The sequence below is a fragment of the Streptomyces purpurascens genome (assembly GCF_045040895.1).
GTDB lineage: Bacteria > Actinomycetota > Actinomycetes > Streptomycetales > Streptomycetaceae > Streptomyces > Streptomyces purpurascens.
This window is the reverse complement of sequence record NZ_CP108341.1, coordinates 1,484,405-1,506,109: the sequence shown is the minus strand read 5'-3', so window position 1 is coordinate 1,506,109 and position 21,705 is coordinate 1,484,405. Positions and strand designations below refer to the sequence as shown.

Annotated in this window: 19 protein-coding genes; 11 read left to right on the top strand and 8 right to left on the bottom strand. The window is 72.5% G+C overall.

The window, feature by feature from the left end; genetic code table 11:
* Window positions 1-99 precede the first annotated feature (99 nt).
* Window positions 100-570 (bottom strand): helix-turn-helix domain-containing protein, encoded by a 471-nt coding sequence (locus OHU35_RS06835; protein ID WP_189724511.1) that lies wholly within the window; start codon window positions 568-570, stop codon window positions 100-102.
* A gap of 104 nt (window positions 571-674) precedes the next feature.
* On the opposite strand from OHU35_RS06835, the gene OHU35_RS06830 reads away from it, so the two are divergent.
* Window positions 675-1,844, top strand: a complete 1,170-nt coding sequence (locus tag OHU35_RS06830; RefSeq protein ID WP_405505023.1) for a thiolase family protein — start codon at window positions 675-677, stop codon at window positions 1,842-1,844.
* Window positions 1,845-1,883: 39 nt separating this feature from the next.
* Here OHU35_RS06830 and OHU35_RS06825 read toward each other — a convergent pair whose 3' ends face one another.
* Window positions 1,884-2,675 carry a TVP38/TMEM64 family protein gene (locus OHU35_RS06825; RefSeq protein WP_189724509.1) on the bottom strand — a complete coding sequence of 264 codons (792 nt, stop codon included), beginning with the start codon at window positions 2,673-2,675 and terminating at the stop codon, window positions 1,884-1,886.
* A gap of 333 nt (window positions 2,676-3,008) precedes the next feature.
* Here OHU35_RS06825 and tuf point away from each other — a divergent pair, with 333 nt between their 5' ends.
* Window positions 3,009-4,178 carry an elongation factor Tu gene (gene tuf / locus OHU35_RS06820; protein WP_405505022.1) on the top strand — a complete coding sequence of 390 codons (1,170 nt, stop codon included), beginning with the start codon at window positions 3,009-3,011 and terminating at the stop codon, window positions 4,176-4,178.
* A gap of 86 nt (window positions 4,179-4,264) precedes the next feature.
* Window positions 4,265-5,110, top strand: coding sequence for a spermidine synthase (locus tag OHU35_RS06815; RefSeq protein ID WP_189724507.1), 846 nt, complete (start codon window positions 4,265-4,267; stop codon window positions 5,108-5,110).
* Here the strand turns inward: OHU35_RS06815 and OHU35_RS06810 are convergent.
* Both OHU35_RS06810 and OHU35_RS06805 read right to left on the bottom strand, forming a co-directional pair.
* Entirely contained in the window at window positions 5,072-6,358 is a 1,287-nt protein-coding gene (locus OHU35_RS06810) for an MFS transporter (RefSeq protein WP_189724506.1), read from the bottom strand. The genes OHU35_RS06815 and OHU35_RS06810 overlap by 39 nt on opposite strands.
* A 60-nt stretch (window positions 6,359-6,418) precedes the next feature.
* Window positions 6,419-7,435, bottom strand: coding sequence for a hypothetical protein (locus OHU35_RS06805; RefSeq protein ID WP_189724505.1), 1,017 nt, complete (start codon window positions 7,433-7,435; stop codon window positions 6,419-6,421).
* A 163-nt stretch (window positions 7,436-7,598) separates the two neighbouring features.
* Between OHU35_RS06805 and OHU35_RS06800 the strand changes: the two genes are divergently transcribed.
* The gene (locus OHU35_RS06800; RefSeq protein ID WP_189724504.1) at window positions 7,599-8,051 is read left to right on the top strand and encodes a DUF4442 domain-containing protein; all 453 of its coding nucleotides are present in this window, start codon (window positions 7,599-7,601) and stop codon (window positions 8,049-8,051) included.
* Between the two features lie 67 nt (window positions 8,052-8,118).
* On the opposite strand, the gene galU is transcribed toward OHU35_RS06800, so the two are convergent.
* Complete coding sequence (galU, locus tag OHU35_RS06795) at window positions 8,119-9,084, bottom strand: UTP--glucose-1-phosphate uridylyltransferase GalU (protein ID WP_189724503.1); 966 nt, start codon at window positions 9,082-9,084, stop codon at window positions 8,119-8,121.
* Window positions 9,085-9,434: 350 nt separating this feature from the next.
* Here galU and OHU35_RS06790 point away from each other — a divergent pair, with 350 nt between their 5' ends.
* The 4 genes from OHU35_RS06790 (at window position 9,435) to OHU35_RS06775 (ending at window position 17,089) form a co-directional block, all read left to right on the top strand.
* Window positions 9,435-11,276, top strand: coding sequence for a ricin-type beta-trefoil lectin domain protein (locus tag OHU35_RS06790; protein WP_405505021.1), 1,842 nt, complete (start codon window positions 9,435-9,437; stop codon window positions 11,274-11,276).
* Between the two features lie 125 nt (window positions 11,277-11,401).
* Window positions 11,402-13,891: a beta-glucosidase gene (locus tag OHU35_RS06785; protein ID WP_405505020.1), complete on the top strand. Its 2,490-nt coding sequence runs from the start codon at window positions 11,402-11,404 to the stop codon at window positions 13,889-13,891.
* A 112-nt stretch (window positions 13,892-14,003) separates the two neighbouring features.
* Window positions 14,004-16,391 carry a phosphoketolase gene (locus OHU35_RS06780; protein WP_405505019.1) on the top strand — a complete coding sequence of 796 codons (2,388 nt, stop codon included), beginning with the start codon at window positions 14,004-14,006 and terminating at the stop codon, window positions 16,389-16,391.
* Between the two features lie 71 nt (window positions 16,392-16,462).
* Window positions 16,463-17,089 carry a DedA family protein gene (locus tag OHU35_RS06775; RefSeq protein ID WP_189724499.1) on the top strand — a complete coding sequence of 209 codons (627 nt, stop codon included), beginning with the start codon at window positions 16,463-16,465 and terminating at the stop codon, window positions 17,087-17,089.
* A gap of 16 nt (window positions 17,090-17,105) precedes the next feature.
* Here the strand turns inward: OHU35_RS06775 and OHU35_RS06770 are convergent, their stop codons facing one another.
* Window positions 17,106-17,633 carry a gamma carbonic anhydrase family protein gene (locus OHU35_RS06770; RefSeq protein ID WP_189724595.1) on the bottom strand — a complete coding sequence of 176 codons (528 nt, stop codon included), beginning with the start codon at window positions 17,631-17,633 and terminating at the stop codon, window positions 17,106-17,108.
* A 112-nt stretch (window positions 17,634-17,745) separates the two neighbouring features.
* Here OHU35_RS06770 and OHU35_RS06765 point away from each other — a divergent pair, with 112 nt between their 5' ends.
* Window positions 17,746-18,543, top strand: coding sequence for an acyltransferase (locus OHU35_RS06765; protein ID WP_189724498.1), 798 nt, complete (start codon window positions 17,746-17,748; stop codon window positions 18,541-18,543).
* Between the two features lie 2 nt (window positions 18,544-18,545).
* Here OHU35_RS06765 and OHU35_RS06760 read toward each other — a convergent pair whose 3' ends face one another.
* Complete coding sequence (locus tag OHU35_RS06760; protein WP_359894924.1) at window positions 18,546-19,403, bottom strand: DMT family transporter; 858 nt, start codon at window positions 19,401-19,403, stop codon at window positions 18,546-18,548.
* A gap of 97 nt (window positions 19,404-19,500) precedes the next feature.
* Here OHU35_RS06760 and OHU35_RS06755 point away from each other — a divergent pair, with 97 nt between their 5' ends.
* Both OHU35_RS06755 and OHU35_RS06750 read left to right on the top strand, forming a co-directional pair.
* Entirely contained in the window at window positions 19,501-20,073 is a 573-nt protein-coding gene (locus OHU35_RS06755; protein ID WP_189724496.1) for an XRE family transcriptional regulator, read from the top strand.
* 43 nt (window positions 20,074-20,116) lie between these two features.
* Window positions 20,117-20,674 (top strand): YbaK/EbsC family protein, encoded by a 558-nt coding sequence (locus OHU35_RS06750; protein WP_189724495.1) that lies wholly within the window; start codon window positions 20,117-20,119, stop codon window positions 20,672-20,674.
* 1 nt (window position 20,675) lies between these two features.
* Here the strand turns inward: OHU35_RS06750 and OHU35_RS06745 are convergent, their stop codons facing one another.
* Complete coding sequence (locus OHU35_RS06745; protein WP_359894928.1) at window positions 20,676-21,704, bottom strand: cation diffusion facilitator family transporter; 1,029 nt, start codon at window positions 21,702-21,704, stop codon at window positions 20,676-20,678.
* Window position 21,705: the final 1 nt, after the last annotated feature.

Below are 21,705 nucleotides of genomic sequence, written 5' to 3'. Positions count from 1 at the left end.
GAGATGACCGTGGGATCAGGTGTACCGAGGGGGAAGCGTAGCGTCCCCGGATGACCCCCTGGGACACAGGGGTTGGAAGGCGGTCCGCGGCGGGCCGGATCAGGCCGCCGTCGGGCCGGTCACCGTCCAGCCGGGCGCCTGGGGGCGGGCCGTGAGGTCCTCGTGGCGCACCTCGTCTCCGCAGGCCCGGCATGTGACGGCCGGGGCGAGTGCCCGGCCGCAGGAGTGCTCGAGGACCATCGGGCGGTCGCCGGCCGTCCGCAGATGGCGGTCGCCCCACGCCATGAGGGTCATGAGGACCGGCTCCAGCTCCAGTCCCGCCTGCGAGGGCCGGTACTCGAAGCGCTGCGGGCGCTCGCTGTAGGGCCGCTTGGTCAGGATCCCGGCGTCGACGAGCCGGCGCAGCCGCGTGGCGAGGATGTCGCGCGGGGCGCCGATGTTGCGCACCAGCTGATCGAAACGGCCGTTGCCGAGGCACACCTCCCGCAGCACGAGCAGGGAGTACTTCTCGCCCACGAGCGCGAGGGTGTCGGCGATGGAGCAGGGGCGCGGGTCTTTGCTGGCGGCCATGGGCCTCAGTCTAGAAGAGGGTTGGATTTTCAAACCCACCGGGCTACGGTGAGTTCGGATTTCCTACTCACTGGTAGTCCCCGTTGGTCATGGAGGACCGCACCATGCGTGACGCAGTCATCGTCGAAGCCGTACGCACCCCGATCGGCAAGGGCAAGGAGAACGGCGCCCTCGCGCACGTCCACCCCGTGGAGCTGCTCGCCCACACCCTGCGCACCCTCGTCGAGCGGTCCGGCGTCGACCCGGCGCTGATCGACGACGTCATCGGCGGCACCGTCGACCAGGTCGGCGAGCAGGCCATGAACACCACCCGCTACGCCGTCCTCTCGGCGGGCTTCCCGGAGTCGGTGCCCGCGACCACCGTGGACCGCCAGTGCGGCTCCTCGCAGCAGGCCGTGCACTTCGCGGCGCAGGGCGTGCTCTCGGGCGCGTACGACCTCGTCGTGGCCTGCGGGGTCGAGTCGATGAGCCGGGTGCCGATGTGGTCGAACGTGCCCGCGGGCAAGGACCCCTTCGGTCCCGGTGTCGCCGAGCGTTATCCCGAGGGGCTCGTCCCGCAAGGCATCAGCGCCGAGCTGATCGCCGCAAAGTGGTCGATCGGCCGCGAGCGGATGGACGCCTTCGCGCTCTCCTCGCACCGGAAGGCAGCCGCGGCCTGGGAGGGCGGGCTCTTCGACGCCGAGATCGCGCCGCTGGAGGGCGTGACCCGCGACGAGTGCGTACGGCCCGGCAGCACCACGGAGATCCTCGCCGGGCTCAAGCCCGCCTACTACGACCCCGGTTTCGCCGAACGCTTCCCGCAGATCGAGTGGAACGTCACGGCGGGCAACGCCAGCCCGGTCAACGACGGCGCCTCGGCGGTGCTCATCACGTCGAGCGAGACGGCGGCCCGGCTCGGCCTGCGCCCGCTCGCCCGGCTGCACAGCTTCGCCGTCACCGGCTCCGACCCGCTGCTGATGCTGACCGGCGTCGTGCCGACGACCGAGAAGGTGCTGCGCAAGGCGTCGCTGACCCTCGACGACATCGACCTGTTCGAGGTCAACGAGGCGTTCTCCAGTGTCGTACTGGCCTGGCAGCAGGAGACCGGCGCCGACCTCTCCCGGGTCAACGTGCACGGCGGCGCCATCGCTCTCGGCCATCCCCTCGGCGCGAGCGGGACCCGTCTGACGACGACGCTCGTGCACGCGATGCGGGAACGGGGCGCCCGGTACGCGCTCCAGACGATGTGCGAGGCGGGCGGGCTCGCCAACGCCCTCGTGCTCGAACGGGTGTGACCGGGGCAGCGCCCCGGTCACAGTCGGTGTAACGGTTCGTCAGAGGCGGCGCAGCTGGTGCCGCTTGCGCCACGCCACCACCACGCCCACCAGCGCGGGCACGGCGATGCAGGCCAGGGCGATCAGGAAGGCGGGGGACGTCGGAGTGGAGGCCCGGGCGCCGGCGACGACGTAGGCGGCGGTGTTCGGGATCGAGCCGAGGCCCGTCGCCACCAGGAACGGCAGCAGGCCCATACGGGAGAAGGAAGCGCAGTAGTTCGCGGCCCAGAACGGCACACCGGGGAACAGCCGCACCGCCAGCATCGAGCGGAAGCCGTGCCGGCTGAGCTGGCCGTCCGCGGCCTTCAGCCAACGCCCGCGCAGCAACGGCCGCAAGGCGTCCTGGCCGAGAGCCCGGCCCAGGCAGAAGGCGATGCCGGCACCCAGCACCGTGCCCGCCAGAGCCGTGCCGGTGCCCAGCTGGGAACCGAACAGCGCGCCCGCCGCGAGGTTCAGCAGCGGCCTCGGCACGAACGCGACGGTGCACACGCCGTACGCCACCGCGAACACCACCGCCGCCGCGGCTCCGCCGAGCTGCGGCGGCCAGCCCTCCGTCAGCAGCCGCTGTGGCTCGAACAGCAGCACCGCGCACGCGCCCCCGGCGAGCAGGGCGACGAGCAGGGACAGCCGCGCCCACGGGGAGAGCAGCGCTCTCGTGCAGCGTGCGGTGAAACGGGTCGGTACGACGGGCGAGGCGGTCGTTGCCGGGGAAGCGGCGACGGCGAGCTCCGCGGTGCTGGCCCGGGGAGAGGCCGTGGCGGTGCCCCCAGAGCGGGTGGTGGCATCGAGCATCCGGCGACACTAACCGACATATGTGTGTGATCGCCGTATGGTTCGTCTCACGAGCGTCACAGGCAGTTGAACGCTGTCTTGCGTGCGGCCCCCGAAAACCATTCGACGTGCGGTGAAGCGTCGGCAAGGATCGGCGTCATGTTCCGGCAGGCCTTCACCCTCGCAGCATCCGTGGTCACGGATGCCCCGAAGGCTGCCGTCGTAGCTCCCACAGCCGTTGCAGACGGCGCCCGAAGCTGACCCTCTCCGGTTCGTCCGGTCGGACCCCGCAAGGGGAGGGTCGGGCAGGTCCTCGGGGTCCCACTTCATGACTAGACGCTTCGAGGTACAGCCATGTCCAAGACGGCCTACGTCCGTACGAAACCGCATCTCAACATCGGCACGATGGGTCATGTCGACCACGGCAAGACCACCCTGACCGCTGCCATCACCAAGGTCCTCGCCGACCGCGGCAACGGCGCGTTCGTGCCGTTCGACCGGATCGACCGGGCGCCCGAGGAGGCGGCGCGCGGCATCACCATCAACATCGCGCACGTGGAGTACGAGACCGACACACGGCACTACGCGCACGTCGACATGCCGGGCCATGCCGACTACGTCAAGAACATGGTCACCGGCGCCGCGCAGCTGGACGGAGCGATCCTCGTCGTCTCCGCGCTCGACGGGCTCATGCCGCAGACCGCCGAACACGTGCTGCTCGCCCGGCAGGTGGGCGTCGACCACGTCGTCGTCGCCCTCAACAAGGCCGACGCGGGGGACGAGGAGCTGACCGACCTGGTCGAGCTGGAGGTACGCGACCTGCTCACCGCGCACGGCTACGGCGGTGACTCGGTACCCGTCGTACGCGTCTCGGGCCTGAAGGCGCTGGAGGGGGACCCGCGCTGGACGGCGTCCATCGACGCGCTGCTCGACGCGGTCGACACGTATGTGCCGATGCCGGAGCGGTATCTGGACGCGCCGTTCCTGCTGTCCGTGGAGAACGTGCTCACCATCACCGGGCGGGGGACCGTGGTGACCGGTGCGGTGGAGCGGGGCACGGTGCGGGTCGGGGACCGGGTCGAGGTGCTCGGGGCTTCCGTCGAGACGGTGGTCACCGGGCTGGAGACCTTCGGCAGGCCGATGGAGGAGGCGCAGGCCGGGGACAGCGTGGCGTTGCTGCTGCGCGGGGTGGCGCGGGACGTCGTCCGGCGGGGGCATGTGGTCGCCGCGCCCGGGAGTGTGGTGCCCGGGCGTCGGTTCACGGCGCAGGTGTATGTGCTGTCCTCGCGTGAGGGCGGGCGTACGACTCCGGTCTCCAGCGGGTATCGGCCGCAGTTCTACATCCGCACGGCGGATGTGGTGGGGGACGTCGACCTCGGTGAGGCCGCCGTCGCGCGGCCCGGTGACACGGTTGTCATGACGGTGGAGTTGGGGCGGGAGGTGCCGTTGGAGCCGGGGCTCGGGTTCGCCATTCGTGAGGGTGGCAGGACTGTGGGGGCCGGGACCGTGACCGTGGTGGGCTGAGGTGGTGGGGGACTGCGGGACCGTTGTGGCTGGTCGCGCAGTTCCCCGCGCCCCTGAGGCACGTTGCGAAACGGCACAATGGAGGGGTGAAGGAAGCCATTCCCGTTGCCCGGTCCGTCGATCACGGGTTCGCCAAGCTGATGCCCGACGTCGATCGGGCGCGGGCCTGGTTGCTGACCGTCGACGGGGCGCCTCAGTCGTATGTCGATCTGGACGATCCGACGCATCTGGAGTTCGAGTACACGCGGCGGCTCGGGCATGTGCTGGACGTCGTGGCGGAGCCGGGGCGGGTGCTGGACGTCGTGCATCTCGGGGGTGGGGCGCTCACGCTGCCCCGGTACGTCGCCGCGACCCGGCCGGGGTCCCGGCAGGACGTCGTCGAGGCGGACAGGGGGCTGCTGGAGATGGTGGCCGAGCATCTGCCGTTGCCGGAGGGCGCCCGGGTCGCGTCGCACGCGGCGGACGCGCGGGACTGGCTGGAGAAGGCCGCGGCGGATTCGGCCGATGTGATCGTCGCCGACGTGTTCGGCGGTTCGCGGGTCCCTGCGCACCTCACGTCCGTTCCCTATGTCCGTGAGGCCGCGCGGGTGCTGCGGGACGGCGGGGTCTATCTCGCCAATCTCCCCGACGCGGCGCCGTTCGCCTTCCTGCGGTCCCAGCTGGCCACCCTGGCGACGGCGTTCGAGGAGCTCGTGCTGATCGCCGAGCCGGGGGTGCTGCGGGGGCGGCGGTTCGGGAACGCGGTGCTCGTGGCGGGGCACCACGCGGTCGACGTGACCGCTCTCGCGCGGCTCACGGCCGCCGACGCCTTTCCGGCCCGGGTCGAACACGGCGTTTCTCTGCGGCAGTTCACCGGGGGCGCGGTGGCGGTGCGGGACGAGGACGCCGTGCCGTCACCCGAGCCCCCCGACGGGGCGTTCGGTATCGGCTGACGCGTGCTCGACGCCGCCCTGGGCCACCGAGGTGGTCCGGCGTCGCAGGTCACGTACGTCCGGTACGCACAGCGCGCCCGCCGTGACCAGGACGACCAGGCCCGCGCAGCCCCACAGCGCCGTCGTACGGCCGAACGCCTCCTCCGCGGGGCCCGCCCCGGCCGTGGCGAGCGGTGACAGCGCGACGGAGCCGAACCAGTCGTACGCCGAGACGCGGGAGAGCTTGTCCTCGGGGATCTCCTGGTGCAGGGCCGTCATCCAGGAGACGCCGAACACCTCCACGGTCGCGCCCGCGACGAACATCACCACGAACAGGACCCCGATGGGGACCGGGACGGCGAGTGCGGCCGCGGGCAGGGCCAGGGGGAACACGCACAGGGTGCCCGCGAGGAGCAGGCGGCGGGGTTTCCAGCGGGTCATCAGCAGGGCGCCGGCGACCGTGCCCGCCCCGAACGCCGCCAGGGCGAGGCCCCAGGGGCCCGCGCCGCCGAGGTGGTCGCGGGCGACGAGCGGGCCGTACACCGCTTCGGCGGCGGCGACCACGGCGTTGGCGATCGAGAACTGAAGGACGATCGCCCACAGCCACGGCCGGCCGGCGAACTCCCGCCAGCCCTCCCGCAGATCGGCGAGCATCCCGCCGCCCGGTGCCCGCGGCGCGATGTGGCCGACGTCGAGGAAGGCGCGGAGCGCCCCGGCGAGCGCGAAGGCCGCGGCGTCCGCCGCGAGCACCCAGCCGGGCCCGATCGCGGCGACCATGGCCCCGCCGAGCGCGGCACCGCCCAGGGCCGCGCCCTGCATCGCCATCCGGAACACCGCGAACGCGCGGCCCGCCTGCTCGCCGTCGACCGAGGACATCAGCATGCCCTCGGCGGCCGGGCCGAAGAAGGCCTGGCCGGTCCCGCCCAGGGCGGCGAGCAGCATCATCTGCCACAGCAGGGGCTCCCCGGCCAGCACGAGGGCGGCGAAGGCGGCCTGCGAAAGGCAGTTCAGGGCGTTGGCCGCGACCATCACATGGTGCCGGGGCAGCCGGTCCGCGACGGCGCCGCCGATCAGCAGGAACAGCACCAGCGGGAGCGTCCGCGCCGCCGCGACCAGGCCGACGTCACCGCTGTCACCGCCCGTTTCGAGAACGGCGAACGCCGCCGCGACCAGGGCGCCGTGGCTGCCCAGGTTGGTGACGACCGCGGCGGCGGTCAGCAGGGAGTAGTTGCGGCCGGCCCAGGCGGGGCGACGGGTGGTGGTCAGCACCCCGTGACTATCGCGGGGCCCGGCCGCCCTGCCAAACGAATTTGTCGCGGCCCCGGCCGGTCACGCCCCCTGGGGGCCCTCCTTGGTGAGGCGCACGGTGCCGAGGATCTTCTGGACGGTCGCCTCGGACAGTTCGTCCTTGACGCCCTTGGCGCCGTACAGGTTCCAGGTGACGAAGTCGCCCGCGCCGTTCTTGAAGGCGAAGGTGATCGCCTTGCCGTCGCTGTCGCACTTGCCGTTCTGGGGGGTGTTCTCCGAGTGCGCCGTGGCGACGCTGCCCTTGATGCCCGACTTGGTGGTGTACGGCTTGGGCTTGGTGAACTTCACGCTCTTCTTGTCCGGCTGGGTGTAGCCGCCGAAGATCCACCACGGCACGCGGGTCTCGGCCGCCTCGTCCGTGGTCTTCGCGCCGTCCTCACCGCGGGTGCCGACGGTGGCCAGGGCGGTCTCGTCCTCGCGGCCGTCCTTGTCGTCGTCGCTCGTGCACCACTTGGACTTCAGATAGGCGGGGGCGGTGACGCTGGTGCGATCCATCTCCCCGTCCTTCTTCTCCCACTCGAAGCCCACGCTGGTACCGGGAGTCTCGATCTCCCAGTCGGCGGGGACGTCGAACTCGGTGCCGAAGCGCGTGTTGACGACGACCTTCCAGCCGGGGATGGTCGCCTTCTCCTCCTCACCACCGCGCGGGTTGCCCTCGGAAGCGGAGGCGCTCGGCTCGGTGGAGGATTCCTTGGAGGCGGCCCGGGTCGGCTTCTTGTCCGTCTTCCCGTCGGCCGTGTCGTCCTTGTCGCCGCCCAGCACCAGGAAGCCGGTGACGCCGGCCGCCACGACCACCGCCGTGGCCGCGATGATCGCGACCAGCTTCGTCCGGTTGCCGCCGCCACCGCCCTGCGGCGGCTGGGGCGCGCCGGCCGGCGCCGGGGCGCCCCACTGCGGCTGCTGCCCGTAGGCGCCCGGCTGCTGTTGCTGATAGCCCGGCTGCTGGTACGGATTCGGTTGCTGGTACCCCGGCTGCTGGTACGGGTTGTTCGCTTGCGGGTTCTGCTCGCCCCCGGGCGGCTGCTGTCCTGGCCACATGGGCAGTCACCCTAGCCGCGCTCCGGACACGATTAGGTCACCGCCCGTGGACGGAGACGTAGCAACGCGGGGACGATGCGGCGCGAACCGGCCCGCAGCGGACCGATGCGGCGGTCGTCACACGGCCTGGTCAGCCGTCTCTACTCGTGAGTAACATGCGGGCATGAGCGCAGACCAGATGTCCATCGGCGAGATGCTCGCCGCCACGGTGCCCATGGCCCGGACCCTGAACCTCGAGTTCCTCGAGACCACGCCGGAGCGGGCCGTGGTGTCCCTGCCGGATCAGAGCGATTACCACAACCACGTGGGCGGGCCGCACGCCGGCGCGATGTTCACGCTCGGCGAGTCCGCGAGCGGGGCGATCGTGCTGGCCGCGTTCGGGGACCAGCTCTCGCGTGCCGTGCCGCTCGCCGTCAGCGCCGAGATCGCCTACAAGAAGCTGGCGATGGGCGCGGTCACGGCGACAGCGACCCTCGGCCGCCCGGCCGCCGAGGTCGTCGCCGAACTGGACGCGGGCGGGCGTCCCGAGTTTCCGGTGGCCATCGCCATCCAGCGGGCCGATGGTGCCGTCACCGGTGAGATGACGGTCGTCTGGACGCTGCGTCCCAACGGCTGATCCCGCTGTCGCGTGGCCGACGTCCCGGCCGAGGGGGTGAACCCCGGGCCGGGGCCCTCGCGTTGCCTCAGGCGGCGACGTGCCGGTGTGCGGGGGGTGCAAGGTGGGCGCCGTCCAGCTCCGCGACGAAGCCCTTGAGCCACGCCACGAACTCCGGCCCCAGATCGGGCCGGTCGCAGGCCAGCCGGACCACCGTGCGCAGATAGTCCGCCTTGTCCCCGGTGTCGTAGCGCAGGCCCTTGAAGACGACTCCGTGCACCGTGCCGCCCGCGGCCAGCTCCTGGAGGGCGTCGGTCAGCTGGATCTCGCCGCCCCGGCCCGGCGGGGTGCGCTCCAGGACGCCGAAGACGGCCGGGTCGAGGACGTAGCGCCCGATGACGGCGTAACGGCTCGGCGCGTCCTGCCGGGCCGGCTTCTCGACCAGGCCGGTGACACGGACGACGTCCTCCTCGCCGGTCGGTTCGACGGCGGCGCAGCCGTAGAGGTGGATCTGCTCCGGCGGGACCTCCAGCAGGGCGACCACGCTGCCGAGATGGCGGTCGCGGACGTCGAGCATCCGGCTGAGCAGTGTCTCGCGCGGGTCGATCAGGTCGTCGCCGAGAAGTACGGCGAAGGGCTGGTCGCCGACGTGCCGGCGGGCGCACAGTACGGCGTGGCCGAGGCCGAGCGGGTCGCCCTGCCGGATGTGGTGGATGCTCGCCAGCCGGCCCGGGTCGCGCACCGCGTCCAGCCGCACGGTGTCGCCCTTGGCGGCGAGGGCCTGCTCCAGTTCGAAGGCGTGGTCGAAGTGGTCCTCGATGGCTCGCTTGTGCCGGCCGGTGACCATCAGGACGTCGTCGAGTCCCGCCGCTGCCGCCTCCTCGACGACGTACTGGATGGCCGGCTTGTCGACGACCGGCAGCATCTCCTTGGGCGTCGCCTTCGTGGCGGGCAGGAAGCGGGTGCCGAGGCCGGCGGCCGGGACGACCGCCTTGCGGACGGTGCGCGCGGTTCGGGCGGGGGTGACCGGGGTGGAGGGGTGGGGGGCGATCATGCGGCCCATGCTGCCCCGCGGAGATGAGAGCGCGCCGAGAGCCGCATGGGAGCGCGCTGTGAGTTGGAGATTTCGTGGACCAACCGCCTTTGCGTGCACACAACTTGAGGCCACCGGGCGGTGCGATTTTCGAATGCCGGTGCGGATACCGCCGGTAACATATCTGAATTCCCGGCGCTTTGAACTTGGGTCATCCGAACTCCTTGTTACCTGCGAGTCGCATGTGCGAAAGTGAGCCGCCTCACACCCAAGTCCGCAGCTGACGCGGCATAGGTATGCACCAATCACGCACCTGCTTTCCGACGGACGCGCAATTCGCATGCCGTCTGCGGCTGGAAGGAAATGGTTCAGTGCAATCCCCGTACCCCCCACGCCCGCCGTACCCGCCGCGACCCGGAGCAGGGCCCGCGGAGTCCGACCGCAATCTTCTCGCCCGGGTCGGCGAACCCGGTGAAGGACCGCGCGCCGTCGCGCTGTTGCTCTCGCGGCACTGGCGGGCCGTCTACGAGTACGCCGTGATCTGTCTGGCGTCCTCGGAGGATTCGGCGTCCATGGCGGCCGCCGCAGCTTTCCGCCGGGAACTCGCCGGGCCGGGCGGCGGTGCGCTGCGCCCGCGCCTGCTGGCGGCCGTACGGGACACGGTCGGGGAGTGGGCTGCCGACGACGGCATTTCCGTCGTGCTGCCGGAACTCCGCAAACCCGTCGGTGCCCGAGGTCTGCGCGCCGCCCGGCCCAAGACACCCGAAAGGCGGCGCCTCGCGGAACGCGCGTTTCGAACCCTTCCCGGGGCTTCCCAATGCCTGCTCTGGCACACGGAGGTCGAGGCCGAGCCCATATCCGTACCGGCCGGTCTGCTGGGGGTGGACCCCCGTACCGCGTCGGCCGCTCTGGAGCAGGCGCGCGAGCAATTCCGGACGGGGTGCGTACGGGCGCACCGGGAACTCGCGCCGACACAGGAATGCCGGTACTACAACCGCTTGCTCGACGTTCCCATGCGCCGGGGCGGGGCTCTGCTGCCGGATGTGCAACGGCATCTCATGGCCTGCCGCTACTGCCGTCACGCCGCCGAGCAACTCAGCCATTTCGAGGGCGGTCTGGAAGACCTGCTCGTCGAGACCGTGCTCGGCTGGGGCGCCCGCCGCTACCTCGCATCACGGCCGGGCCGCGACGGGGGCCCGAACGCCCTTCCCGCACATCCGGCCGGTGGCCGCCACCGCCTGCGGGCGCACGCCTTGCCGGCGGGCGGCCGGCTCGGGCCTCCGAGGAAACACACCAAGGCGCTGGCCGCCGCGGTCGGGCTGACCTCTCTCGTGCTGCTCGCGACCCTGCTCGCCGCGCGGGGCTGGTCGGAGGAGAGCGGTACCGCCGACCCCCAGGCCACCTGGGGAGCGGTCAGCGGCCACTCCGTCGACCCGGGCGGCGCGGGATCCTCGTCCACGGATTCGTCCCCGGCCGGTGTCCCGTCGGCCGCCTCAGCGGGCCGGCCAGCCGAAGTGGCCCGGGGGCGGCTGCGCAACCTCGACGCCGGACTGTGCCTCGACGTCCGGGGCGGCCGGGTCCGGGCCGACGCCCGTATGGTGCTGACCGCGTGCTCCGACGGGTCCCCGCAGTGGTCCTACCAGGACGACGGCCTGCTGCGCAGCGCCGCCGACCCGACGCTCTGCCTCGGCTCGGACACGGCCGAGGGGTCGGTCGGCCTGGCCGGGTGCCTCGTGCACGCCGGAGTCGTGCGCTACGACCTGACCGTGCGCGGCGAACTCCTGCCGCGCGGCGGCAAGGGACGGGCCGTCGCCCCCGGAAAGGGCCGGCACGTGATCGTCACCGGGCGCGACGGTTCCGAGGCGCAACGCTGGGCGCTGGAACCGGCCATCGCCCGCGAGGAGGCGGGGGAGTCCCGGAAGAAGCGGCCCCAGGACTCCCAGGTCGTCCCGCGGGAGAAGCGCCAGGAGAAGAAGGGGCCGTACTCCGATGCCCCGTCGGCGCAGCCGCCCCAGTCCCCGAGGGCCAAGTCCGAGCAGCAGCTCCCGCCGGATCGGTACGAGCCGCGGATCGCCCAGGTGGCCTGCTGCGACGAACCCGACCCGGGCCCGGGCCCCGACGACACGGCAGTGCCCGGCCCCGATGTACTGGGGCGGGCGACCACCGGCGTGGCGAGGACCGCGCTGACGCCGCACGCCGCGACGCTTCCGTAGGGCCGGGGGCATCGGCCTGCTCACCCGCCTGGGTGATCCCGGCGCCGGTTCGTGGTGAGAGGTTCACCCGACCTGACCGTGGTGTCCGGCGAAAAGTGAAGGGGAGCCTGGCGCATAGTGCGTTCATGACCGACACCGTCTCCCGTTTCCCCCGGCGGTCCGCCCTTCGTCTGCTCGGTGGAGCGGTTGCCGTGGTCGCGGCGGCCACCGGCGGGTTCGCCCCGGCGTCCCGTGCGCACGCGCGGGACGGACGCGGCCCGGGCGCCGGCGCCCGGGTCGAGGGGCTGCTCGCCCGGCTCACCCTCGACGAGAAGATCTCCCTGCTGCACGGCGCCACGGACCCGCGCCCGCTCGGCCAGGCGGGCTACGTCCCCGGCGTGGCACGGCTCGGCATCCCGCCGCTGCGCCTCGCCGACGGCCCGGCCGGTGTCCGCGTCACCCGGCATGCCACCGCCCTGCCCGCCCCCGTCCTGCTGGCCTCCGCCTTCGACCCCGACCTGGCCAGGCGCTACGGCCAGGTCATCGGACGGGAGGGCCGCGCCCTCGGCCAGGACGTGCTGCTGTCCCCGATGGTCAACCTCATCCGCACCCCGTACGCCGGCCGCAATTTCGAGACCTTCAGCGAGGACCCGCTGCTCTCCGCCCACCTGGTCGCCGCCGAGATCGAGGGCATCCAGGGCGAGGGGCTCATCGCGACCGTCAAGCACTTCGCGCTCAACAACCAGGAGCGCGACCGCACCTCCGTCGATGTGCGCGTCGACGAACGGACCCTGCACGAGACCGAGCTGCGCGGCTTCGAAGCGGCCGTCGCGGCCGGCACGGGTGCGGTGATGGGCGCGTACAACAAGGTCAACGGCACCTTCGCCTGCGAGAACGAGGAACTGCTCACCGGCGTCCTGCGCGAGCGGTGGGGCTTCACCGGCTGGGTGATGACCGACTGGTCCGCCGCGCACAGCACGCGCGAGGCCCTCATGGCCGGCCTCGACATGGAGATGCCCGACGGCACCCACTTCGGCACGCCCCTCACCGCGGCCGTGCGGGACGGCGGCGTGCCCGAACGGTACGTCGACCGGGCCGTGCGTCGCGTCCTGACCGTCATGGACCGCTTCGGGCTGCTCGGCGGCACCGTGCCGCAACGCCCGGACCGTGACGCCGAAGCCGGCGCGGCCGTCGCACGCGAGGTAGCCGAGGCGGGCGCCACCCTGCTGCGCAACGCACACGGCACCCTGCCCCTGTCCGCCGGCGGGAGCGTGGCGGTGATCGGGCCGACCGGCGCCCGGCCCCTGGTCAGCGGCGGCGGCAGCGCCCACGTCGTGCCCGAGCACGCCGACAGCCCTCTCGACGCCATCCGGTCGCGCGCCGCACGGGTGACCTACGCACTGGGCGAGGACGCCTTCGGCAAGCCCCTCCCGGCGAGCGCCCTCGATCCCGCCTTCGACACCGAGGCCCAGCGCGTCGACGCCGGCCGGACCTGGACGTACGACGGCACCCTCACGGTGACCGACGCCGAGGCCGGCGACGACTGGACGTTCGTCCTCCACTACTCCGGCACGCCCTCGCTCCGCCCGAAGGTCCTCCTCGACGGCGAGGAACTGTTCCCCCTGGTGCCCGGCTGGGACGAGTACTTCATGGGCGGCCTGCTCACCCACGCGGCCGACGGCCTGTCGGTGCGCCGCAAGACCCTGAAGCCGGCCAGGGGAAAGCACCGGCTGTCGATCACCGCACAGGGCGGAGACACCGGCCAGTCGTTCCGGCTGCGCCGCATCACCGCCGCCACCCGCGCCCAGGACGTCGCGGAGGCCGTACGGGCCGCCCGCGCGGCCCGGGACGTCGTCCTGTTCGCCTACGAGGACGCCATCGAGGGCCAGGACCGTACGACCATCGCCCTCCCCGGCAACCAGGAGCGGCTCATCGAGGCCGTGACGGCGGCCAACCCGCGCACCACCGTCGTCCTCAACACCTCGTCCGCCACGTCGATGCCGTGGCTGGAACGCACCGGCGCCGTGCTCCAGATGTACTACCCGGGCCAGGAGGGTGCGGCCGCCACCGCCGCCGTCCTGTTCGGCGACCGCGATCCCGGCGGCCGCCTCACCCAGAGCTTCCCCGCCGACGACGAGCACCACCCCGTCGCCGGGGACCCCCGCCGCTACCCGGGCGTGGCCGGCACCGAGCAGTACACGGAGGGCGTCCACGTCGGCCACCGCTGGTACGACGCCGAGGGCGTACCGCCGCTGTTCCCCTTCGGCCACGGACTGTCGTACACGTCCTTCGGCTACGAGGACCCGGACGCGCGCTGGACGGCCGACGGCCTGGACGTCGCCTTCACGGTCCGCAACACCGGCCCGCGCGACGGCGTGGCCGTGCCGCAGGTGTACGCGGGACCGGCCCCTGACCTCCGGCTCGACCAGCCGGTACGCGTACTGGCCGGCTACCGGCGGCTCACCCTGCGGGCGGGGGAACAGCGGCGCGTCACCGTGCGCGTCGAGCCGCGCACGCTGTCCTCCTGGGACCCGAAGGCCCGCGACTGGGTGCTCGGCACCGGCCCGCGCACCCTGTGGATCGGGGCGTCGTCACGGGATCCGCGGTTGCGGACGAGCGTACGGGTGGGCGGCTGAAACACGGCGCGTCGCGAGCACCGCGCGCCGCATGGCCGACAGGCGCCTGGCATCGAACCGGAACAAACTGGTACTCCTCCTGAGGCCGTCGCAGAACCCCAGGGAGTCACTCATGCCCGAGACCCCGCGCCAGGACAGCAGGACCGCACCGACCGACGAGGAGCTGCGCAGGCTGGACACCCACTGGCGGGCCGCCAACTACCTGGCGGCGGGTCAGATCTATCTGCTGGCGAACCCCCTGCTGACCGAGCCGCTCAGGCCCGAGCACATCAAGCCGCGGCTGCTGGGGCACTGGGGCACCTCACCCGGGCTGAACCTCGTCCACACCCACCTCAACCGCGTGATCAAGAAGCGCGGTCTCGACGCCCTGTGTGTCTGGGGTCCGGGCCACGGCGGGCCCTCGGTGCTGGCCAACTCCTGGCTGGAGGGCAGCTACACCGAGAAGTACCCGGACGCGACGCGGGACGCACCGGGCATGGAGCTGCTGATGAGGCAGTTCTCGTTCCCCGGCGGCGTGCCCAGCCACGTCGCCCCGGAGGTCCCCGGCTCGATCCACGAGGGGGGCGAACTCGGCTACTCCCTCGCCCACGCCTACGGCGCCGCCCTCGACAACCCGGGCCTGCTGGTCGCCTGTGTGATCGGCGACGGCGAGGCGGAGACCGGGCCCCTGGCCGGCTCCTGGCACGCCAACAAGTTCCTCGACCCCGTCCACGACGGTGCCGTCCTGCCGATCCTGCACCTCAACGGCTACAAGATCGCCAACCCGACCGTGCTGTCCCGCATCCCGGAGGCGGAACTCGACGCGCTCCTGCGCGGCTACGGCCACGAGCCGATCCACGTCAGCGGCGACGACCCGGCCACCGTCCACCGCGCGATGGCCCACGCCCTGGACACCGCCCTCGACCGCATCGCCGAGGCACAGCGCGCCGCCCGCGAGGAGGGCGTGGCCGAACGCCCGCACTGGCCGGTGATCGTGCTGCGCACCCCGAAGGGCTGGACCGGACCGGCCGAGGTGGACGGCGAGCCGGTCGAAGGGACCTGGCGCTCCCACCAGGTGCCGCTGTCCGGCGTCCGCGACAACCCGGAACACCTGCGGCAACTGGAGGCCTGGCTGCGCTCGTACCGGCCCGAGGAACTGTTCGACGCCCAGGGCCGCCCGGTCGCGGACGTCCTCGACTGCGTCCCCGAGGGCACCAGGCGGCTCGGCGCCACCCCCTACGCCAACGGCGGACTGCTGGTCCGCGACCTGCCGGTCCCGTCCCTGGACGACTTCGCCGTCCCCGTCGACAAGCCGGGCACGACGACGCACGAGCCCACCCGGGTCCTGGGCGACCTCCTCGCCCGGGTCATGCGGGACACCGCCGACCGCCGTGACTTCCGCCTCGTCGGCCCGGACGAGACCGCCTCCAACCGGCTCCAGGCCGTCTTCGAGGCCAGCGGCAAGACCTGGCAGGCCGGGACGCTGCCCGTCGACGAGCACCTGGACCGGCACGGCCGGGTGATGGAGGTCCTCTCCGAACACCTCTGCCAGGGCTGGCTGGAGGGCTATCTGCTCACCGGCCGGCACGGGCTGTTCTCCTGCTACGAGGCGTTCGTGCACATCGTCGACTCGATGGTCAACCAGCACATCAAGTGGCTGCGCACCTCCCGGCGACTGCCGTGGCGCGCCCCCATCGCCTCCCTCAACTACCTGCTGACCTCGCATGTGTGGCGGCAGGACCACAACGGCTTCTCCCACCAGGACCCCGGCTTCGTCGACCACATCCTCAACAAGAGCCCCGAGGTCGTCCGGGTCTACCTCCCGCCGGACGCCAACACCCTGCTGTCCGTCGCGGACCACGCCTTGCGCAGCCGTGATTACGTCAATGTCATCGTGGCGGGCAAGCAGCCCTGCTTCGACTGGCTGTCGATGGACGAGGCCCGGGTCCACTGCGCCCGCGGCGCCGGCAGCTGGGAGTGGGCGGGCACCGAGGACGGCTCCCGGGAACCCGACGTGGTGCTGGCGTGCGCCGGTGACGTCCCCACCCAGGAGGTCCTGGCCGCCGCGCACCTGCTGCGCCGGTACCTGCCCGACCTGGCGGTCCGCGTGGTGAACGTCGTCGATCTGGCCCGGCTGCTGCCCCGCGAGGAGCATCCGCACGGCATGGGCGACTTCGAGTACGACGGCCTGTTCACCACCGACAAGCCGGTGATCTTCGCCTACCACGGCTACCCGTGGCTGATCCACCGCCTCGCCTACCGCCGCGCCGGGCACCAGCACCTGCACGTGCGCGGCTACAAGGAGTCCGGCACCACGACCACGCCCTTCGACATGGTCGTCCGCAACGACCTCGACCGCTACCGCCTGGTGATGGACGTCATCGACCGCGTCCCGGGCCTGGCGGTGCGCGCCACGGCCGTACGCCAGCGGATGGCCGACGCGCGCACCCGCCACCACGCCTGGATCCGCGAGCACGGCACCGACCTGCCCGAAGTCGCCGAGTGGTCGTGGAACGCCTGAGCCGCGGAGCACGTCCTGCAACCCGGTAGGCTTCCCGTGCCCGCAGGGAAGCTCAGGGAAAGGAACCCGCGTTGCACGTCCAGGAGTGGCTCGAAACCGTACCCGCCGTCGCCGTCTACGCGCTGGTGGGAGTGGTCATCGGCCTGGAAAGCCTGGGCATCCCGCTGCCGGGCGAGATCATCCTGGTCTCCTCCGCGCTGCTCGCCTCCCAGCACGGCGACATCGACCCCGTCGTCCTCGGCGCCTGCGCCACGGCCGGCGCGATCATCGGTGACTCCATCGGCTACGCCATCGGGCGCAAGGGCGGCCGGCCCCTGCTGGCCTGGCTGGGCAAGAAGTTCCCCAAGCACTTCAGCGAGGGCCATATCGCCACCGCCGAGCGCTCCTTCGAGAAGTGGGGCATGTGGGCCGTCTTCTTCGGCCGCTTCGTCGCCCTCCTCCGCATCTTCGCGGGCCCTCTGGCCGGTGTGCTCCGGATGCCGTACTGGAAGTTCCTCATCGCCAACGTCCTCGGCGGCATCGTCTGGGCGGGCGGCACGACGGCGGTCATCTACTACGTCGGCATCGTCGCCGAGTCCTGGCTGAAGCGCTTCTCGTGGCTGGGCCTGGTGGCGGCGGTCCTCGTCGGCGTCACGTCCATGCTGGTGATCAAGCGCAAGGCGAAGAAGGCCCAGCCCGTAACGGCTGCCGCGGAGTAGGACGTCCTTCTCCTTCCTACGCGTGCACCTCACGATGTGCCTTGGCCAACTCGGCATACATCGTGCCGTTGAGGGTGACCCCCTGCCGCTCCTCCTCGGTCAGCTCCCGCCGGACCTTCGCGGGAACCCCCGCCACCAGTGACCCGGGCGGCACGACCATCCCCTGGGGCACCAGGGCCTGCGCGGCGACAAGAGACCCGGCCCCGATCACGGCCCCGTTCAGCACGGTCGCCCCCATGCCGATCAGACAGTCGTCCTCGACGGTCGCCCCGTGCACCACGGCGTTGTGCCCGATGGACACCCGCTCACCCACCGTCACGGGGAACCCCGGGTCGGCGTGGAGCGTGCAGTTGTCCTGGACGTTGCTGCTGGCGCCGACGGAGATCGACTCGACGTCACCCCGCACCACGGCCCCGTACCAGACACTCGCCCCCGCGCCCAGCGTCACGCCCCCGATCACCGAGGCCGTCGGCGCCACGAACGCCTCCGGATCGACCTGCGGCTCCCTGCCGCCGATCCCCGTGATCATCGCCCGCTGCGCCATGTCCGCCTCCAGAAACGTCGTAGACAACGCGCAAACCGTACGACACCCGGTGGGGCGAAGATCACAGGCCTCCGACGCCGCGGGGTGAGCTACCGCTGAGTACCGTGACCTCGTGCCGAAGCGCAAGAACACGTTCTCATCCTGGCGGCGAGGCCTAGTGCAGCGCGCCGTCCACGCGGGCTGGGCCTGGGTGCAGCGCACGGGCTCCGTCACGGCCGAGCACCCCGGGCGCTACCGCTTCGGCGCGATGGGAACCGGTACCAGGCTCGCCTTCCCGCTCGGCACCGTCTTCGGCGAACCCTGGATCCATGTCGGCGCCCACTGCATCATCGGCGAGCAGGTCACCCTCACGGCGGGCCTGATGCCCGACCTCGATCTCGGCCCCGACCCGATCCTGCGCCTCGGCGACGGCGTCGTCCTGGGCCGCGGCAGCCATGTCATCGCGGACACGACGGTCACCATCGGCAGCGACTGCTACTTCGGTCCGTATGTGTACGTCACGTCCACGAACCACTCCTACGACGATCCGCACGAGCCCATCGGCAAGCAGTGGCCGCGGATGGAGCCGGTGGAGATCGGGCCCGGCTGCTGGATCGGCACGGGCGCGGTGATCCTGCCGGGCGCCCGGATCGGGCGGAACGTGGTGGTGGCCGCGGGCGCGGTCGTCCGGGGCGCGGTGCCCGACCACGCCGTGGTGGCGGGCGCGCCGGCCCGCGTCGTACGGCGCTGGACCCCCGCCGACGGCTGGCAGCCGCCGCTGCGCACCCCGCCGCCGGTGCCGATACCGGAGGGCGTCACGCCCGAGCAGTTGCGCGCGCTGTCGGACCTGGACGAGGAAACGGCGGCCCGGCTGGCCGAGCTGGACGAGGAGGCGGCGGCCGGCCTCGCGGAGCTGGAACCGGGGTCCTGACCTCAGCCCGATGCCAGGAGGACCGTCCCCACCAGGGCCAGGCCCGCGCCCGCGGCCTGGACAGCCCGCAGGCGTTCGCGCAGGAGGCCCCGCGCGGCCACGGCGGTCACCACCGGGTAGAGGGAGGCGAGGACGGCGGCGACGGTGACCGGGCCGTGCTGTGCGGCGATCGAGTAGGTGCCGTTCGCGGCGACGTCCGCGAGGCCGACGAAGGCGAGCGCGGGCAGGGAGCGCCAGGGGAAGCCGTCCGCCGGGAGGGCCGGCGATCCGCGCCGCACCGACACCAGCAGTGCGAGTCCTCCGGCGGTCACGTTCGTCACCCGCTGCACGAACAGCGCGAGGAAGAGCCCGGTGAGCGTGGTCGACGCCTCGGCGATCAGGGCCATCACCGCGCCGAAGCCGAACGCCGCGAGGAGGGTCAGGGCGATGGCCTGCCGCTGCACGGGGGCGCCGCGGAACTGGGGGCCGCCGGCGAGACAGACACCGGCGACGGCGACCAGGATGCCGACGAGCTGCAGCAGGCCGGGGCGCTCGCCCAGCACCAGGCCGACGCCGACCGGCACGGCCACGCCGATCGAACCCAGCGGTGAGACCACGCCCATCGGACCCAGTGCGAGCGCCTTGTAGAAGGCGAGCATCGCCACCGGCCCGACGAGTCCGGCCGCCACGGCGAACCACAGCTGCGGCCCCGCCTCGCTCCAGCCGCCGGTCGCCACCACGACCGCACCGAGCACGACCACAGCGATCGACTGCGAGACCACGACCACCGTCAGCGCGGGCGTGCGCCGGGTCAGCAGTCCGCCGCCGAAGTCGGCCAGCCCCCACAGCAGGCTGGTGGCCAGGGCGAAGAGCGCTGTCATGGGATGGAAGCCTCGCAGTACAGTTCAGTGAACGATCAGGTCAACCACACCATAGTGCACTCTGCTGCACTGTGTCATACACAATATTGGACGGAACGTGTCGGACCTCGAGCTGCTGACCCAGTCCCTGGCGCGCAGCGTCAAGCACTGGCGCGCGGTGCGCGGCTTCACCCTGGACGTGCTCGCCGCCCGGGCAGGCGTCAGTCGCGGCATGCTCATCCAGATCGAGCAGGCCCGCACCAACCCCAGCCTCGGCACCGTCGTCAAGATCGGCGACGCGCTCGGCATCAGCATCACCACCCTGCTCGACTACGAGAAGGGCCCGAACGTCCACATCGTCCCCGCCGAGCAGGCCGTACGGCTGTGGCACACCGAGGCCGGCAGCTACAACCGGCTGCTCGCGGGCACGGAGGCGCCCGGCCCGCTGGAGATGTGGGACTGGCGGCTCATGCCCGGCGAGAGCAGCCCCTCGGACCCGCACCCCGCCGGCACGACCGAACTGCTCCACGTCACGGCGGGGGAGCTGACGCTCACCGTCGACGGCGTCGAGCACCGCGTGCCCGCGGGTGCGAGCGTCCACTTCGAGGCCAACGTCCCGCACACCTACGGCAACACCGGGGACGCGCCCATGGAGATGGTCATGGCCGTCTCGGTGCCGCCCGTGTCCTGAGACGCCCGGTTCGCCGCCGGTCCGCTGTTGTTAGCGTGCGGTCATGCGCGCACCCATCGGACACTTCGACGACGCCCGTCCGGCCCCCGCCTGCCTCGACGAACTCACCGGCCCGGTCGCCGGTGCCGTACGCCACTGGCCGGGCAGCGTCCCCGCCGGCCAGATCCTCTACGTCGACACCGAGCCGGAGTGGGCCGACACCGCCGTCTTCGTGGAGCACTACGGACGGGACCTGCTGGAGCGGTCCGCGAACTGCGTGGTCGTCGCGGGCAAGCGCGCCGGCGAGACCACGCTCGCCGCCTGCGTCGTGCTGTCCACCACCCGGGTCGACGTGAACGGCGTCGTGCGCCGTCAACTGGGCGCCCGCAAGGCCTCGTTCGCCAGTATGGACACGGCGACCGGCGAGACCGGCATGGAGTACGGCGGCATCACCCCGCTCGGACTGCCGGACGGCTGGCCCGTGCTGGTGGACGCGGCCGTCGTCGACCTGCCGTACGTGCTGGTCGGCAGTGGCCGGCGGCGCGGCAAGCTGCTGGTCCCGGGCAAGGCGTTCGCGGAACTGCCGGGCGCTGTCGTGCTGGAGGAGCTCGGGGTCTCCTGACCTACGCCACCGTGTGGTGGGCCAGGGCCAGATGCGGGTCGGCCTCGCCCGGGACCGGTGCCGGGTCGGCGTGGACCAGGGCGGCGGTGAGGCGGGGCACGGCGTGCAGCAGCGCGTGTTCGGCGTCGACGGCGATCCGGTGGGCCTCGCGTACGGTCACGGTGCCGTCCACCACGACCGCGACCTCGGCGCGCAGCCGGTGCCCGATCCAGCGCAGCCGCAGTTCGCCCACCCCGCGCACTCCGGGGACCTCGGTCAGGGCCCGTTCGGCCCGGTCCACCAGGGCCGGGTCGACCGCGTCCATCACCCGCCGGAACACCTCCCGCGCCGCGTCCCGCAGCACCAGCGCGATCGCCGCCGTGATCGCCAGCCCCACGATCGGATCGGCCAGTTGCCAGCCCAGGGCCGAGCCGCCGGCGCCCAGCAGCACGGCCAGGGAGGTGAAGCCGTCGGTGCGGGCGTGCAGTCCGTCGGCGACCAGCGCGGCCGAGCCGATCGCGCGGCCGACCCGGATGCGGTAGCGGGCCACCCACTCGTTGCCCGCGCATCCGACGAGGGCCGCCACGGCGACCGCCGGGACGTGCTGGACCGGGCGCGGGTCGAGGAGGCGTTCGATCGCGGTCCACCCCGCGAAGGCCGCGGACGCGGCGATCGTCAGCACGATCACGAGGCCCGCCAGGTCCTCGGCCCGCCCGTAGCCGTAGGTGAAGCGGCGGGTGGCCGCGCGCCGGCCCAGCACGAAGGCGATCCCGAGCGGCACGGCGGTCAGCGCGTCGGCGGTGTTGTGCACGGTGTCCCCGAGCAGTGCCACCGAGCCGGAGACGGCCACCACGAACGCCTGGGCCAGGGCCGTCACACCGAGCACCGCGAGGGAGACCCAGAGCGCCCGCATCCCGCGGGCCGAGGACTCCAGGGCGGAGTCGACCTTGTCGGCCGTCTCGTGGGAGTGAGGGGTGAAGAGGTGGGACAGCCGGTGGCGCAGGCTGTGCCGGTGGTGGTGAGGGTGGGAGTGCTCGTGCCGGTCGCTCACG

Excerpts from the sequence above, each read along its gene's own strand:
- OHU35_RS06835 (WP_189724511.1), bottom strand. The coding sequence starts at position 570 with ATGGCCGCCAGCAAAGACCCGCGCCCCTGCTCCATCGCCGACACCCTC.
- OHU35_RS06830 (WP_405505023.1), top strand. The coding sequence starts at position 675 with ATGCGTGACGCAGTCATCGTCGAAGCCGTACGCACCCCGATCGGCAAG.
- OHU35_RS06825 (WP_189724509.1), bottom strand. The coding sequence starts at position 2,675 with ATGCTCGATGCCACCACCCGCTCTGGGGGCACCGCCACGGCCTCTCCC.
- tuf (WP_405505022.1), top strand. The coding sequence starts at position 3,009 with ATGTCCAAGACGGCCTACGTCCGTACGAAACCGCATCTCAACATCGGC.
- OHU35_RS06805 (WP_189724505.1), bottom strand. The coding sequence starts at position 7,435 with ATGTGGCCAGGACAGCAGCCGCCCGGGGGCGAGCAGAACCCGCAAGCG.
- OHU35_RS06800 (WP_189724504.1), top strand. The coding sequence starts at position 7,599 with ATGAGCGCAGACCAGATGTCCATCGGCGAGATGCTCGCCGCCACGGTG.
- galU (WP_189724503.1), bottom strand. The coding sequence starts at position 9,084 with ATGATCGCCCCCCACCCCTCCACCCCGGTCACCCCCGCCCGAACCGCG.
- OHU35_RS06785 (WP_405505020.1), top strand. The coding sequence starts at position 11,402 with ATGACCGACACCGTCTCCCGTTTCCCCCGGCGGTCCGCCCTTCGTCTG.
- OHU35_RS06780 (WP_405505019.1), top strand. The coding sequence starts at position 14,004 with ATGCCCGAGACCCCGCGCCAGGACAGCAGGACCGCACCGACCGACGAG.
- OHU35_RS06770 (WP_189724595.1), bottom strand. The coding sequence starts at position 17,633 with ATGGCGCAGCGGGCGATGATCACGGGGATCGGCGGCAGGGAGCCGCAG.
- OHU35_RS06760 (WP_359894924.1), bottom strand. The coding sequence starts at position 19,403 with ATGACAGCGCTCTTCGCCCTGGCCACCAGCCTGCTGTGGGGGCTGGCC.
- OHU35_RS06750 (WP_189724495.1), top strand. The coding sequence starts at position 20,117 with ATGCGCGCACCCATCGGACACTTCGACGACGCCCGTCCGGCCCCCGCC.